The sequence below is a fragment of the Micromonospora sp. CNZ309 genome (assembly GCF_002846525.1).
Genome location: NZ_PJNG01000001.1, coordinates 5924454 through 5939249, shown reverse-complemented (window position 1 = coordinate 5939249; position 14796 = coordinate 5924454). Strand labels below are relative to the sequence as shown.

Annotated in this window: 12 protein-coding genes, 1 pseudogene and 1 riboswitch; of the genes and pseudogenes, 2 read left to right on the top strand and 11 right to left on the bottom strand. The window is 75.6% G+C overall.

Features of this window, described 5'->3' with window-relative positions; translation table 11 throughout:
* Positions 1-47: 47 nt before the first annotated feature.
* Complete coding sequence (locus tag CLT72_RS25495) at positions 48-2216, top strand: bifunctional copper resistance protein CopD/cytochrome c oxidase assembly protein (protein WP_486484328.1); 2169 nt, start codon at positions 48-50, stop codon at positions 2214-2216.
* 22 nt (positions 2217-2238) lie between these two features.
* Here CLT72_RS25495 and CLT72_RS25490 read toward each other — a convergent pair whose 3' ends face one another.
* From CLT72_RS25490 to CLT72_RS25455, 8 genes are all read right to left on the bottom strand, one after another.
* On the bottom strand, positions 2239-3006 hold the full coding sequence (locus CLT72_RS25490; RefSeq protein WP_101413928.1) for an ABC transporter ATP-binding protein: 768 nt from the start codon (positions 3004-3006) through the stop codon (positions 2239-2241).
* The gene (locus CLT72_RS25485; protein WP_486484327.1) at positions 3006-4121 is read right to left on the bottom strand and encodes a FecCD family ABC transporter permease; all 1116 of its coding nucleotides are present in this window, start codon (positions 4119-4121) and stop codon (positions 3006-3008) included. The genes CLT72_RS25490 and CLT72_RS25485 overlap by 1 nt, the downstream gene beginning before the upstream one ends.
* A 5-nt stretch (positions 4122-4126) precedes the next feature.
* Entirely contained in the window at positions 4127-5137 is a 1011-nt protein-coding gene (locus CLT72_RS25480) for an ABC transporter substrate-binding protein (protein ID WP_101413927.1), read from the bottom strand.
* A 29-nt stretch (positions 5138-5166) separates the two neighbouring features.
* Positions 5167-5345, bottom strand: a riboswitch (cobalamin riboswitch).
* 82 nt (positions 5346-5427) lie between these two features.
* The gene (locus CLT72_RS25475; protein WP_101413926.1) at positions 5428-6093 is read right to left on the bottom strand and encodes an ABC transporter ATP-binding protein; all 666 of its coding nucleotides are present in this window, start codon (positions 6091-6093) and stop codon (positions 5428-5430) included.
* Positions 6094-6166: 73 nt separating this feature from the next.
* Complete coding sequence (locus tag CLT72_RS25470; protein ID WP_486484326.1) at positions 6167-7252, bottom strand: ABC transporter ATP-binding protein; 1086 nt, start codon at positions 7250-7252, stop codon at positions 6167-6169.
* Positions 7249-8118 (bottom strand): ABC transporter permease, encoded by an 870-nt coding sequence (locus CLT72_RS25465; protein ID WP_101413925.1) that lies wholly within the window; start codon positions 8116-8118, stop codon positions 7249-7251. Before CLT72_RS25465 ends, CLT72_RS25470 begins: the two co-directional genes overlap by 4 nt.
* The gene (locus CLT72_RS25460; RefSeq protein ID WP_250100759.1) at positions 8111-9148 is read right to left on the bottom strand and encodes an ABC transporter permease; all 1038 of its coding nucleotides are present in this window, start codon (positions 9146-9148) and stop codon (positions 8111-8113) included. Before CLT72_RS25460 ends, CLT72_RS25465 begins: the two co-directional genes overlap by 8 nt.
* Positions 9145-10737, bottom strand: coding sequence for an ABC transporter substrate-binding protein (locus CLT72_RS25455; RefSeq protein WP_101413924.1), 1593 nt, complete (start codon positions 10735-10737; stop codon positions 9145-9147). Before CLT72_RS25455 ends, CLT72_RS25460 begins: the two co-directional genes overlap by 4 nt.
* A 120-nt stretch (positions 10738-10857) precedes the next feature.
* Between CLT72_RS25455 and CLT72_RS25450 the strand changes: the two are divergent.
* Positions 10858-11055, top strand: a pseudogene (locus CLT72_RS25450) (zinc-binding dehydrogenase); the annotation flags it as partial.
* A gap of 63 nt (positions 11056-11118) precedes the next feature.
* On the opposite strand, the gene CLT72_RS25445 reads toward CLT72_RS25450, so the two are convergent.
* The 3 genes from CLT72_RS25445 to CLT72_RS25435 form a co-directional block, all read right to left on the bottom strand.
* On the bottom strand, positions 11119-11877 hold the full coding sequence (locus tag CLT72_RS25445) for an SRPBCC family protein (protein WP_101413923.1): 759 nt from the start codon (positions 11875-11877) through the stop codon (positions 11119-11121).
* Between the two features lies 1 nt (position 11878).
* On the bottom strand, positions 11879-12487 hold the full coding sequence (locus tag CLT72_RS25440; RefSeq protein ID WP_199184641.1) for an ArsR/SmtB family transcription factor: 609 nt from the start codon (positions 12485-12487) through the stop codon (positions 11879-11881).
* 62 nt (positions 12488-12549) lie between these two features.
* Positions 12550-14766, bottom strand: a complete 2217-nt coding sequence (locus CLT72_RS25435) for a copper-translocating P-type ATPase (RefSeq protein ID WP_250100756.1) — start codon at positions 14764-14766, stop codon at positions 12550-12552.
* Positions 14767-14796: the final 30 nt, after the last annotated feature.

Here is a 14796-nt window from a genome sequence, read left to right as displayed (position 1 = left end):
TGGCGCCGGGCGCCACCTCCTTCCGCGCACACCAAAGGGACACCGACGTGCCAGACACCACCTCCCGCCCCGCCCAGCCCGCCCGGGTCCGGGGCACCGACCGCGTGGCGGGCGACGCCGGGGCGGTCGCCCGCCCGCCTGGCACCCGCGCCCGGGGCCGTGGCGGGATCCTCGTGCCCGTCGCGGCCCTGGCGTCGGCGGTGGCCGTACTCCTGCTCGGGCTGCGGGCCGGCGACGCGCTCGCGGTCGCGATCCCCGGGCTGCCGGATCCGGGGCCCGTCACGGCGTGGGCGCTGCCCGTGGTCCGGCTGCTCGCCGACGCCCTCGCCACCCTGACGGTCGGGATGCTGGTGACGGCGGCCTTCCTGCTGCCGGGCGACGGGCGCAGCGTCTCGGCGTACGGCTGGCTGCTGCTGCGCCGCGCGGGCGCGGCGGCCGCGGGCTGGGCGGTGGCCTCGGTGGCGCTGATCGTGCTGACGGTCTCGGACCTGCTCGGCGTCCCCGTGGACCGCCTCGGCGTCGCCACCGTGGTCAGCTTCGCCACCTCGATCTCGCAGGGGCAGGCGCTGCTGCTCCAGGCGGGGCTGGCGGTGGCGGTGCTGGCCCGGGCGGGCGTCTCGCGCGGCCTCGCCGCCGCGACGGCGTTGATCGCGCTGGTCGGGGTGCTGCCGCCCGCCTTCACCGGGCACGCCGCCGGGGCCGGCAACCACCAGATCGCTGTCTCCAGCCTCGCCCTGCACGTGCTCGCCGCCGCCCTCTGGGTCGGCGGGCTGGTGGCGCTGCTGATGGTGCGGCGCAGCCGGCAGCTCGCCGACGCCGCCGACCGGTACGGCCGCCTCGCCCTGGGCTGCTTCGTGGCCGTCGCGGTGAGCGGGTCGGTCAACGCCGCCGTACGCCTCGGCGACGTGGACCAGCTCTGGCAGTCCCGGTACGGCTGGCTGGTCCTCGGCAAGCTCGCCGCCCTGGCGGTCCTGGGCACCCTCGGCGCGTGGCACCGGTCGCGGACCCTGCCGGCCCTGCGCGCGGGTCGGCGGGGCGCGTTCGCCCGGCTGGCCGCCGGCGAGGTGGTCGTGTTCGCCGCCACCGTCGGGCTGGCCGTGGCGCTGTCCCGCAGCCCCACCCCGGTGACGCAGGACCCCCTCGACGCCGACCCGATCACCGAGCTGCTGGGCTTCCCGATGCCCGCCGCGCCGACCCCGGAGCGCCTGCTGGGTCAGCCGCTGCCGGACATGTTCTTCCTGACCCTCACCGTGCTCGGCGTCGGCGGCTACCTGGCCGGGGTGTGGCGGCTGCACCGGGCCGGGCACCGCTGGCCGCCCGCCCGTACGGCGAGCTGGCTGGCCGGGGTGCTGCTGCTGGCCGCCGTCACCAACCTGGGCGTGGCCCGCTACGCGTACGTGCTGTTCAGCGCCCACATGGTGCAGCACATGGTGCTGTCGATGCTGGTGCCGATCCTGCTCGTCGGCGGCGCCCCGGTCACCCTCGCGCTGCGCGCCCTGCGTCGCCCCACCGACCCGCAGGTGCGCGGCGCCCGGGAGTGGCTGCTGCTGGCGCTGCACAGCCGGCCCGCGAAGCTGCTCACCCATCCCCTGGTCGCGCTGGGCATCTACGCGGGCAGCCTCTTCGGCCTCTACCTCAGCGACCTGCTCGGCACGCTGATGCGCTCCCACCTCGGTCACCTGGCCATGCTCACGCACTTCGTGCTCGCCGGGTACCTGCTGTTCTGGGTGCTCATCGGGGTCGACCCGGGCCGGCCGAGGCTCGCCCACCCGCTCCTGGTGATCATCCACCTCGCGTCGATGATGGCGCACGGCTTCTTCGGCCTCGTACTGATGCAGACCACCACCCTCATCGCCCCGGACTGGTACGTCGCCGTCCACCCCGACTGGGCGTCGTCGCTCATGGAGGACCAGCGGCTGGGCGCGGGCATCGCCTGGGCGTTCGGGGAGATCCCCGCCGCGGTCGTGCTGGTGGTGCTGGTCCGCCAGTGGGTCCGCGCCGACCGGCGGGAACAGGACCGCCTGGACCGGGCCGCCGCCCGGGCCGACGCCAGCGGCGAGCCGGACGACCTGGCCCGCTACAACGCCTTCCTCGCCGCCGCCGGCCGCGCCGGTCCCGCCGGTCCTGATGGTCCTGATGGTTCCGCCGGTCCTGATGGTTCCGCCGGTCCCGCCGTTCCCGGCGACGGTCGGGCCGGCGAGCGGGGGCCCGGCTGAGGGCGTCTCAGCCGGACGACGGTCATGGCGCGGGCGGGTGGTAGGTGATGGCGGGCCGTCCGGTGGCCGGGTGCGCCGCGACGTCGGCCCGTACCCCGTAGACGTCGGCGAGCAGCCCGGGGGTGAGGACCTCGGCGGGCGTACCGGCGGCGACGACCCGCCCGGCGGCCAGTACGACCACCGCGTCGCAGAACATGGCGGCCAGGTTGAGGTCGTGCAGCGCGGCCAGCGTGGTGACCCCCGAGCGGCGGACCAGGTGCAGCAGGTGCAACTGGTGGCCGATGTCGAGGTGGTTGGTGGGCTCGTCGAGCAACAGCAGCAGCGGTTGCTGGGCCAGGGCACGGGCCAACTGCACCCGCTGCCGCTCCCCGCCGGAGAGGGTGTGCCAGCGGCGGTCGGCGTACCCGGCCAGGTCCACCCGGGCCAGCGCGTCCGCCGCAGCGGCGCGGTCGGCGGCGCTGTCGGACCAGCGCGAGCCACGGTGGGGCGTACGACCGAGCAGCACCACCTCGCCGACGGTGAGGTCCAGGTCCGTGTCGGCGTGCTGGGCGAGCAGCGCGGCACGGCGGGCCAGCGTGACCCGGGGCAGGGTGGCGACGTCGTCGCCGCCGACCGTGACCAGCCCGGCGTCCGGCGCGGCGAGCCGGGCGACGATGCGCAGCAGGGTGGTCTTGCCGCAGCCGTTGGGGCCGAGCAGCCCGACGAGGCTGCCCGCCGGCACCACGCAGGTGACGTCGTCGAGGATCCGCCGGGCCGCGGCGGACCAGGACACGCCGGTGACGGCGAGCATCAGCCACGCACCTTCCGGCGGTGCAGCAGCACCACGAAGGCGGGCACCCCGAGCAGCGCCGTCAGCACGCCGACCGGCAGTTCCCGGGGCGCGAACAGGGTCCGCGCGGCGGTGTCCACCCAGACCAGGAAGATCGCCCCGGCGAGGACGGCGACGGGCAGCAGGCGCCGGTGGTCCGCCCCGGTCAGGAACCGGGCGGCGTGCGGCAGGATCAGCCCGACGAAGCCCACCGCGCCGCTGACGGCGACCAGCGCCGCGGTGAGCAGCGCGGTGGCGACCAACAGCAGCCACCGCACCCGGGCGACGGGGACGCCGAGGGTCGCCGCGGCGTCCTCGCCGAAGGCGAACGCGTTGAGCGTGCGGGCGTACGCCGCCATCAGGGCGAGCGCGGCGGCCAGGACCGGCGCGGCCCAGGCCAGGGCGGCCCAGTCGACGCGGGCCAGCGAGCCGGAGAGCCAGAAGGTGATGCTCTGGGTGGCGTGCGGGTCGGCGACCCAGATGATGACGAACGAGGTCGCCGCCCCACAGAGCTGCGCGACGGCCACGCCGGCCAGCACAACCCGGGTGGGGGCCAGCGCGGCCCGCCGGCCGGCCACCGCGGCCACCACCGCGAACGCGGCCAGCGCCCCGGTGAAGGCGCCCCCGGTGAGCGCTACGGCCCCGCTGCCGAAGCCCAGGACGAGCACCGCGACCGCGCCGAGCGACGCCCCGGAGGAGACCCCGAGCAGGTACGGGTCGGCCAGCGGGTTGCGGGTGACGGTCTGCATGACCGCGCCGACGGCCGCCAGCCCGCCCCCCACCGCCGCGGCCCCGAGCACCCGGGGCAGGCGCAGCCGCCAGACGATGTGCTCGCGCAGCAGGGGCACCTCGGCGTGCGGAAGCCCCAGGCGGTCGGCCAGGACCGACCAGACGGTCGACACGGGGACGTCGGCCGGTCCGATGGTGACGGCCACGCCGATCGACACGACCAGGCCCGCCAGCAGGGCCACCAGCAGCGCCGCCAGGCCCACCGGGTGCGCTGCGCGGAACCCTGCGTGACGCCGGCCTCCGGGGACGTCGGGCCGGGCCGGGGCGGCGGCGGTACGGGTCGGGTCGGCGGCGGCGCGGCGGGCCACGGCGGTCAGCGGTCCGCCCCGGCGGGGAGCTGCGCCACGCCCGCGGCGAGCGCCTCGACGCCGAGCACGACGCGTACACCGGCGGAGGTGGACGAGAACGGGATGACGACGAAGCGTTGCCCGGCCACCGCCGGCAGGTCCTTCAGGGTGGGGTGCCGGGCCAGGAAGGTCCGCTTCGCGGCGGCCGTGTCCCAGCCCGCGTCGACCAGCACGATCGCGTGGGGATCACGGTCCACGACCGCCTCCCAGCTGGTGTCGGCCCAGCCGCCGGTGAGGTCGCCGAACGCGTTGCGCACCCCGACCGCCGACATGATCATGTTGGGGCCGCCGCAGCAGGCCCCGACGCTCGGGGCGTCGGTGCCGGCGTCCCACCAGAGCACGGAGACGTCCCGCGCGCCGCCGATCCGGGCGGCGGCCGTGGCGATCCGGGAGCGCTGGTCGGCGATGAGCTTCTCGGCCCGCTCCGGCACCCCGAAGACGGCCGCGACGTCCCGGATCTCGGCGAACACGTCCTCGACGGTCAGCCTCGCCGGCCGGTGCTGCTTCGGGCATCCGGCCGGCGAGAGGTACGTGCCGATGCCGAGCCCCGCCAGCGCCGCGCGGTCGCCGACGCCCTCGTCGCCGAAGGCACTGTGGAACGAGGCGTAGACGAAGTCGGGCGCCGCCTCCAGCAGCTTCTCCTTCGCCGGGTACCTGTCCGACAGCACCGGCACGGCGGCGTACGCGGCGGCGTGCTCGGGCAGGATCGCGTCGTCCAGGTACGCCGTGCCGGCCATGCGGTCGGCGAGGCCGAGGGCCAGCATGATCTCGGTGGCGGGCTGGTTCAGGGTGACCGCCCGCTCGGGCGGGGCGGCGACGGTGACCGGCGTACCGCAGTTGGTCAGCGTGACCGGGGCGGCGGCTGGCGGCGGCGTGGCCGGGTCGTCCGTGGCGCAGGCGCCGAGCAGGACGACGAGGACGGACAGGGGCGCGGCAACGCGCCGGGACAGGGTGGACCGCACTGCGCGCACGCGCATCGGGACCGCCTTCCAACACCTCGTGGACGGGTCATCGCAGTGCCGTGGCCGGTCTCCTGGCTGACGGGAAATGCGTCCGTGGCCGGCCTTCCCAGGCTTGACGCCCAGTGACCTCTTACGACGAGGGCCGCGAACTTCCCGATCACAGTGGCGAGGGCCGCACCGGTCTTGCACCGGCTTCCCGAACACCACGGCAGCGTCACCCTAGCCGCCGGCCGCCCCGGAAGTCACGGTGACGAACACCATCAGGGACGGTCGGCGAAGGCGGTCGGCGGGGCGGCCGGTCGGGGCTACGCGGCGGCCGGCAGGTCGACCACGCGGGTCGCCCAGCGGGCCATCAGCGCCGGGTCGTGGGTGATGAGCAGGACCCCGGCGGCGTGCTGCCGCTGGTAGTCGGTGATGACGGCCGCGAGGTGCGCCTGGGTGGATGCGTCGAGCATGGCGGTGGCCTCGTCGCAGAGCAGGTAGTCGGGCCGGTGCACGAGCGCGCGGGCGAGGCAGGCGCGTTGCAGCTGCCCGTCGCTGACCGCGTGCGGACGGCGGGCGAGCAGGTCGGGCGTGAGGCCGACGAGGTCGGCCAGCTCCGCCGCCCGGGCGCGCGCCTGCTCGTCGGGGGTGCCGGTGGCGCGCAGCGGCTCGGCGATGATGTCGGCGAGGCCCAGCCGGGGGTCGGTGGCCGCGCGGGGGCTCTGGAACAGGATCGCGACGCGCGTACGGACGCCGGCGGGCAGCCGGTGCCGGGCCCCTGCCACCCGCTGACCGTCGAGGGTGACGTGCCCGGCCTCGGGGGCGTGCAGCAGGGCGAGCACCCGGGCGAGGGTGGACTTGCCGCTGCCCGACGGCCCGCGCAGGCCGACCGTCTCACCGGGGGCGACGCGCAGGTCGACGCCGTCGAGGACGCGCCGGCCGCCGTAGGAGACGGCGACCCCGTGGGCCGCGAGCGCGGTGCTGGTCATGCCGGCGCTCCGGCGGTGCTGGTCATGCCGGCGTTCCGGCGGTGCTGATCATGCCGCGCTCCGGCGGTGCTGGTCATGCCGGCGCTCCGAGGGTCAGCGGGTGGTGGCAGGCGACTCTGCCCGGTCCGCCCGCCGGGGGCGCGGGCGGGGTGCGGCAGACGTCGGTGGCGCGCTCGCAGCGCGGGGCGAAGGCGCAGCCGGGCGGCAGGTCGGTGAGCATCGGCGGGTGGCCGGGGACGGGCCGGAAGGCCCGTTCGGGCAGGGCGTCGAGCAGACCTGCGGTGTACGGGTGGGCGGGCGCGGCGAACAACTCGGCCGTCGGCCGCCGTTCCACGATGCGGCTGGCGTACATGACGGCGACCGTGTCCGCGACCCGGCGGGCGGCGGCCAGGTCGTGGGTGATGAGCAGGACGGCCCCGCCGGCGTCGCAGCGGCTGCGCAGCAGGTCGAGGGTGTGGTCGACCAGGGGCCGGTCGAGGCCCGTGGTGGGCTCGTCGGCGAGCAGCAGCGGCGGGTCGGGAGCGAGGGCGAGGGCGGTGGCCAGGCGCTGGGCCATGCCGCCGGAGAGTTCGTGGGGATAGCGGTCGAGGTCGGCGGGGTCGAGACCCACCTCGGCGGCGACCCGCTCGGCCGCCGCGGGTGCCGCGGGCCGGGTGTGCCCGTGGGCGCGCAGGGTCTCCTCCAGCAGTCGCCGGCCCGTCCGTACGGGGGTCAGCGCGGTGGCGGGGCTCTGCGGCACCAGCCCGACGGCGCGGCCGCGTACGACGCGGGCGAGCTGGCGCTCGGAGGCGCCGGTGAGGTCGACCCGCTCCCCGGTGGGCCGGTGCAGGCGGGCCTGACCGGTGACCGTGGCGTTGCCGGGGAGCAGGCCGAGCAGGGCGTGCGCGAGCACCGACTTGCCGCAGCCCGACTCCCCGACCACCGCCAGCAGTTCGCCCGGGTGGACGGTCAGGTGCAGGTCGGTGACGGCCTGCACCACGGCGTCGCGGAGCTGGAAGCGGACGGTCAGCCCGTCGACCTCCAGCAGGCCGGGCCGACCGCCGGCGCCGACACCACGCGTGCCGCCGGAGTCGGCCGGCTCGGTGATGGCGGCCGGCTCGACGGTGCCCGTGGGGTCGACGATGCCGGCCGGGTCGACGGTGCCGGGGGTGGTGGTCACAGGTTCAGCTCCGCTCGTACGCGCGGGTCGAGGCGGTCGCGCCAGCGGCCGGTGAGGGCGGCCAGGGCCAGCGTGACGACGACGAGGAGCAGGCCGGGCACGATGCTGGCCCACCAGGCGCCGGTGAGCAGGGACCGCTGCCCGTCATTGATCATGTTGCCGATCGAGGCCAGGTGCGGGGGCAGGCCGAGACCGAGGAAGGAGAGCGCGGTCTCGTGCCAGACGGCGTGCGGCACCATCAGCGTGGTGGCCAGCGCCAGCCGGGGCAGCACGTGCGGGAGCAGGTGCCGGGTGATCACCCGGGTGCGGCTGGCGCCGCCGGAGATCGCGGCGTCGATGAACGGCCGGGTACGCAGGCTGAGCAGCTCCGAGCGGACGATGCGGGCGGTGGAGAGCCAGTGCGTCAGCCCGATCGACAGGATCACCGCGCCCAGGCTCGGGCGCAGCATCGCGACGATGAAGATGCCCAGCAGCAGGTGCGGCAGCGCCGCGATGGTGTCGACCACCCGCATCAGCACCCGGTCGACCCAGCCGCCCAGGGTGCCGGCCACCGCGCCGACGAGGCCGCCGATCACGGTGGCGACGAGCGCGGCGACCGCGCCGACGAGCAGCGAGACCCGCAGGCCGTACAGGCTGCGGTGGGCCACGTCGCGACCCAGGTCGTCCGTGCCGGCCGGGTGCGTCCAGGAGGGCGCGAGCCGGGTCCGGGCCAGGTCCACGGCGCTCTCGTCGAGCGGCCAGAGCACGGGGGCGAGGAGGCAGGCCAGGCCCGCGCCGACGAGCACGGCCCAGGCGACGGCGGCACCGGCGCGGCCCGTACGGAGCTTCGGCCGCCGGGTCCGGGCGGGCAGGGCGAGGTCAGTCATCGAGGCGTACCCGTGGATCGGCGGCGGCGTAGGCGAGGTCGGTGCCCAGGTTCGCGGCCAGCACCACGACGGTGGTGGCCAGGGTCGTGGCGGCCAGCAGCGGGAAGTCGCTGCCCAGCGCGCCCTGGACGGTCACCGCGCCGAGGCCGGGCAGGGAGAACACGGTCTCCACCAGGACGGCCCCGCCGATCAGCTCCGGCAGGTGGGTGCCCACGAGGGTGAGGAAGGGCAGCAGCGCGGTACGCAGGGCGTGGCCGAACAGGACCGTACGGCCCGGCAGCCCCCGCGCCCGGGCGGCGAGGACGTGGTCGTCGCGGAGGCTGTCGGCGACGGCGTCCCGGATGAACAGCACGAACCACGGCGTCTGGGCGACGGCCAGCACACCCACCGGCAGGATCAGGTGCCGGGCCACGTCGGCGGGGTCGGTGCCGGTGGCGGTGATGTCGGTGAGCCCGCCCGCCGGCAGCCACCCGAGGGTGAGGGCGAACAGGGCGATCGCGGCCAGCCCGATCCAGAACACGGGCATCGACTGCACGGCGTACGCGGTGGCGCGCAGCGCCCGGTCGAACCAGCCGCCGCGCCGGTACGCGGCCAGCGTGCCCAGCAGCAGGCTCGCCACGAGGACGAGGGCGAGCGCGGCGCCGACGAGCAGCAGGGTCCAGCCGGCGCGGGCGGCGAGCACGGAGGTGACCGGTTCGTGGCGGCTGGTGGACCAGCCCAGGTCGCCCTGGAGCAGGTTGCCCACCCAGCGCAGGTACTGCACGGGCAGGGGGTCGTCGACGCCCCAGTTGGCGCGGATCTGCGCCAGGTTCTCCTCGCTGGTGGTGAACGCCGCCGCGCCCGCGTACTGCTGGGCGGGGTCGATGGGCGAGGCCGCGCCGAGGGCGAACATGCCGACGCTGGTGGCGGCGAGGATGGGTACGGCCACCAGCAGCCGCCGGCGGACGACCTTGCCGGCTCCGGCCATCCGGCGCGTCCGGCGCCGGGCGGTGGCCTTCGCCGGTGCGGCTGTCGGGGCGGAGGTCGTCACGACTTCCTCGTCCAGGTGTGGATGTTCCACCAGAGGCTGTTGGCGACGTCGTGCTCGTGCGGCTCCACCCGTGGGGTCACCCCGGCGAGCCCGTCCTTCACCACGTAGGTGTGCTGGAGGTAGGTGAGGAACACCCACGGCATGTCGGTGGCGAGCTGCTTCTGGAACGTGGCGTACGCGGCCTTGCGGGCGGCCGGGTCGGCGTTGGCGCGGCCGTCCTGCAACGCCTTGTCCGCCACCGGGGACCGGTAGGAGCCGGGGTTGAAGAAGCCCTGGCCGGCGAAGGCGGAACCGAACAGCTTGTAGGAGACGAAGTCCGGGTCGTACGGGGTGCCGTAGCCCATGACCAGCGCGTCGCTCTTCATCCGGGGGGTGATCGCGTCCCAGGTCAGCCCCTCGGGGGTGATCTTGATGCCGACCTTCTTCGCGTCGGCGGTCACCGCGAGCGCGAGTTCCTTGCGGAGGCTGTCCGTGGCCGGGTACATCAGGGCGAACGCCGCCTGCCGGCCGTCGCGGACGCGGATGCCGTCCGGGCCCGGCTTCCAGCCGGCGGCGTCGAGGGCGGCGGTCGCGGCGGCCGGGTCGGCGGCGGGTTTGCCGACGATCGAGGGCTCGGCGAACTCCGACGTCGGCGGGACCGGCCCGAACGCGGGCTCGCCCGCCCCGCCGAGCAGCCCGGTGACCATCGCCGCCCGGTCCACCGCGGCGTTCAGCGCCCGCCGCACGGCGAGGTCGGCGGTGACCGGGTTGCCCATCGGCAGCATCACGCCCCGGTAGTCGGCGGTGGGCACCCGCTGCACCCGGTAGCCGGCCTGCCCGTCGAAGCCGGTGGCCAGCTTCGGCGCCAACTCCGCGGCGTCGAACTCCCCCGCCCGCATCCGCTGCGCGCGTACGTTGTCGTCGGCGACGAACGCCACCACCACGCCGCTGTTGGCGGGCCTGCCGCCCCAGTAGCTCTCGTTGGCGGCGAGCACCAGCCGGTCGCCCGGCGTCCACGACGTCACGCGGTACGGGCCGGTGCCCACCGGCTTGCGGTTGAACTCGGCCTTGTTGATGTCCTGCCCCGTCAGCGCCTTGGCCGGCACGATCCCGAGGGCCAGCCGCTGCGCGAACGGCGCGTAGGCGTACTTGAGGGTGAAGACCACGGTCGACGGGTCGGGCGCGGCGACCGAGGCGAGCATGTCCAGGTCGGAGCGGAGCGTGGAGTCGACCTTCGGGTCCAGCACCGCCTGGTAGGTGAAGACCACGTCCTGCGCGGTGAACGGGCTGCCGTCGTGGAACAGCACGCCCTCGCGCAGCTTCGCGGTGACCGTCCTGCCGTCCGCCGACACGGTCGGCAGCTCGCGGGCCAGGGCCGGCACCAGCTCGTTGCGGGCGTCGCGGGCGACCAGCCCGTCGAAGATCAGGGAGCCCCCGTCGACCCCGAAGTTCAGCACCGGGTTCAGCGCGTCCGGCTCACCCGCCGTCGCCACGACGAGAGTGCCGCCACCGGCGCCCGTCGACGTGGTCGTCGCCGACGAGCAGGCGGTCAGGGCGAGGACGCCGGCGACGGCAACCGCCGTCACGCGCTTGGACACACGCGTACGCATGACATGCTCCCGGGTCTGTTCGTCGCACGACCGCCCGGGTGGGGTGCCGGGCCGGCGTCCTGGATCTGAGGTGCCGGGACAACCGGCCACTAACGCCAGCATTCCGCAATTGCCAAACTGATGCAACAAGCCACCGTCGTGTGTGTCGCCCAGGCCACACCCCCGTGCGCGCCGGAGGTGTCCGCCGACGGCGCGCGGTTGACCGAGCTGGCCGCGCTGGCGGGCGCGGGACGGCTCAGTATGCGCGTGGCGGACACCCTGCCGCTGGACCAGGTCGACGTCGCCCACGAACGCCTCGCCGTAGGCGGCCTGCGCGGACGCCTCGTCCTCGCCCCCCTGACCACGTGCGGACATCCGCAGGCGGGCCGGCCCGCCTGCGGATCAGCCGAGGGGCAGGGCGTTCAGCCAGTCCTGCCAGGCCCGCTCGGCCTGGGTCGGGTCCTGCCCGACGGCGAAGACGTGGTGGCCGAGGACCAGGGCGTCGCCCCGCTCGGCACCGGAGTGCAGGAAGCGGTAGAGCGCGTCGGGGGTGCGGACACCGACGTAGGTCGGGAGGCCGGCCAGGTCGACGACGCCCTCGATCGGCGGCAGGCCCGCGACGGTGAACCGGACGCGGTCGCCCTCGGCCAGCGGACCGGCGACGCCGAAGGCGTCGGTCACGGCCGCCCACGCCCGGTCCGCGCCGCCGACGCTCGGGCGGAACGCCGAGACGGGGGTCGCGGTCCGGCCGGAGAAGTGGGCGAGGTACGCGGCCAGCGTCCCGAGGTACATGTCCCAGCCGACCGCCATGGCCGCGTACTCGGTCTCCCAGTTGTCCCCGAGGACGCCACTCTGCACGAGCCGCAGGGTCGTACTGCCCCGCTCGCGGCCCTCGATGAGGTATTCCAAGGCCATGAACGTGCCGTCCGGGGCCGGCTCGGTGCGGTCGGCGAGCCGCTTGCCGGGCTCCCACGCGGTGATCGTCGCCTCCTCGACGTGCCCGGCCAGCGTCAGGCGCGTACGGCCACCCTCGCCCGGCTCGACCTCGCTGCGGCCCATGAACCAGGAGTCGATGCCCGGCCCGGTGGCGATGGCCTCCCACACCTGCTCGGGCGTGGCGGCCAGCTCGACGTCCTTGCGCAGCTCGAAGTGGTGCCCCATGTCAGTGCTCCTCGTTCGCGGTCGTGTCTTCGGGGTCGGCGCTGGGGTGCAGGGCGACCACCACCCGGTGCTCACGGCCGCCGGGGGCGTTCTCGTCGTGGTACCTGCCGACCAGGGCGGTGACGGTGGCCGCCAGTTCCTCGGCGAACGCCGCCCGGTCGCGCGCGGAGGCGAACCGGACGGTGCCGTCGACGGCGAACGTGGCCACCCGCTGCTTCGCGCGCTCGGCGCCGGTGATGAGCGCGCCGACGTCCTGCACCAGGCGGGCCGCCAGCGCCAGCAGCCACCGCGCCGACAGCCGGTCGGGCGACTGCGCCGGATCGGGCCGCACGGCGGCGAGGGCCGCGGGCGAGATCACGTACGACGCCGCCGTCGCCCGCATGACCCGCTCGGTCACGTTGCCCTTGCGGCGCTCCTCCACCAGCTCGACAAGGCCGTGCTGCTCCAGCGCCCGGAGGTGGTAGTTGACCTTCTGCCGGGGCAGGCCGACACGGGCGGCGAGCATCGTCGCCGAGGCCGGCTCGGCGAGCGCGGCCAGCAGCCGGGCCCGCATCGGGTCCAGCGACGCCTCGGCCGCCGCCGGGTCCTCGATCACTGCGATGTCGAACATGACCACAGCGTCGCACCGACAAATTTTCTTGTCAATACAATCCAGTTGTTCGGCGTGCTTCCTCAATCGTCCACGGGACGCAGGCGTACGCCGCGCAGCAGCTGCGCGTTGAGCGCCACCACGATCGTCGAGGCGGACATCAGGATCGCCCCGACCGCCGGGCTGAGCGTCACCCCGGCCCACGCCAGCACGCCAGCCGCCAGCGGAAGGGCGACGACGTTGTAACCGGCCGCCCAGGCCAGGTTCTGGATCATCTTCCGGTACGAGGCCCGGGACAGCCGGATCACGCCGGTGACGCCGCGCGGGTCGGAGGAGGCGAGCACCACCCCGGCGGACTCGATCGCCACGTCGGTGCCGGCGCCGATGGCGATGCCCACGTCGGCGCGGGCCAGGGCGGGGGCGTCGTTCACCCCGTCGCCGACCATCGCCACCCGCAGCCCCCGCCGTTGCAGGTCGGCCACCGCGTCGTCCTTGTCGGCGGGCAGTACCTCGGCGAAGACCTCGTCCACGCCGGGCCGGAAGCCGAGGTCGGCGGCCACCGCCTCGGCGACCGGCCGGGCGTCGCCCGTGATCATCACGATCTTGCCGACGCCCTGCTGCCGCAGCTCGGCGATCGCCGCCCGGGCCTCGGGGCGGACCTGGTCCTCCAGCGCGAGGGCGCCGAGCACGCTGGCCGCGTCGCCGTCGAGGCGCAGCAGGTGCAGCACCGCCGCGCCCCGCCGCGACCAGTCGGCCTGCCGCCCGGCCAGGTCGTCCGGCACCTGCGCGCGCAGCTCGCGGAGCAGGGCGGGCCCGCCCACGGCGTACGCCACGCCGTCGACCTCGGCGCGGACGCCGCGCCCGGTCAGCGAGCGGAACCCCGTCGCCCGCCGCGCCCCGCCGCGCTCGGCCCCGGCGGCCACGATGGCCCGGGCCAGCGGATGCTCGCTGTCCGCCTCCACGGCCGCGGCCAGGGCGAGCACCTCGTCCTCGTCGCCGCCCCCCGTGGCCGCCACCCCCGACACCACGTGCTCGCCCCGGGTCAGGGTGCCCGTCTTGTCGAACAGCACCGCGTCGACCGTGCGCATCCGCTCCAACGCCAGCCGGTCCTTGACCAGGATCCCGCCCTTGGCCGCCACGGCGGTCGACAGCGCGATCACCAGCGGGATGGCCAGGCCGAGCGCGTGCGGGCAGGCGATCACGAGCACGGTGACGGTACGCACCACGGCGTCGCCGGGGTCGCCGAGCACGGCCCAGGTCACCAGGGTCGCCAGGGCCACCACGGTCGCCACGTAGAACAGCCAGGCGGCGAAGCGGTCGGCGAGCACCTGCGCGCGACCGCTGGACTGCTGGGCCTGGGAGACCAGGCGTTGGATCCCGGCCAGCGCGGTGTCCTCGCCGACCGCCTCGACGCGCACCCGGATCGCCGCGTCGGTGGCCACCGTCCCGGCGACGACCCGGTCCCCGACGTCCCGCGAGACCGGCCGCGACTCGCCGGTGACCATGGACTCGTCCAGTTCGGCGCCGCCCTCGGTGATCCGGCCGTCGGCCGGCACCCGGGCACCGGGCCGGACCAGCACCAGGTCGTCGACCCGCAGGTCCGCCACGGACACCCGCTCGACGCCGCCGTCCGCCGTCACCCGCTCCGCGTCGTCCGGCAGCAGCGCCGCCAGGGCGGACAGCGCGCCCTGCGCCTGCCCGATCGCCTTCATCTCCTGCCAGTGCCCCAGCAGCATGATCGTGACCAGGGCCGCGAGCTCCCACCAGAAGTCCAGGTCGAAGACGCCCAGCGCGGTCGCCGCCGAGGCCACGTACGCCACCGTGATGGCCATCGCGATGAGCAGCATCATGCCGGGCGCCCGGTCACGCACCTCCCGTACCGCGCCGAGGAGGAACGGCCAGCCGCCGTAGAGGAAGACGACCGTGCCGAGGACCGGGCCGACCCACGTCACGCCGGGGAACTCCAGCCGGTAGCCGAACCAGTCCATCACCATCTCGCTGGTCAGCACGATCGGCACGGTGAGCGCCAGGCTCAACCAGAACTTGCGGCGGAACATCTCCGGGTCGTGCCCGGCGTGCTTGTCGTGCCCGCCGCCATGCCCGGCGTGCCCGCCAGCACCGCGCCCGGCGTGCTCGCCGTGCCCGGTGGGTCCCTGGGCGCGCCCGACCGACCCGTCCGCGTCGGCGGCGCGCTCCTCATGGCCGGGGAGCCCGTCCGCGTGCCTCGCAGCGGGTGGCCCACCCGGTGCCGGGCCAAGCGGCCGAGGGTCAGGGTGCTCGTGGCGCGGGTCGTGGGACATGGTCGCCTCCTCCCGACCACCATATACCCC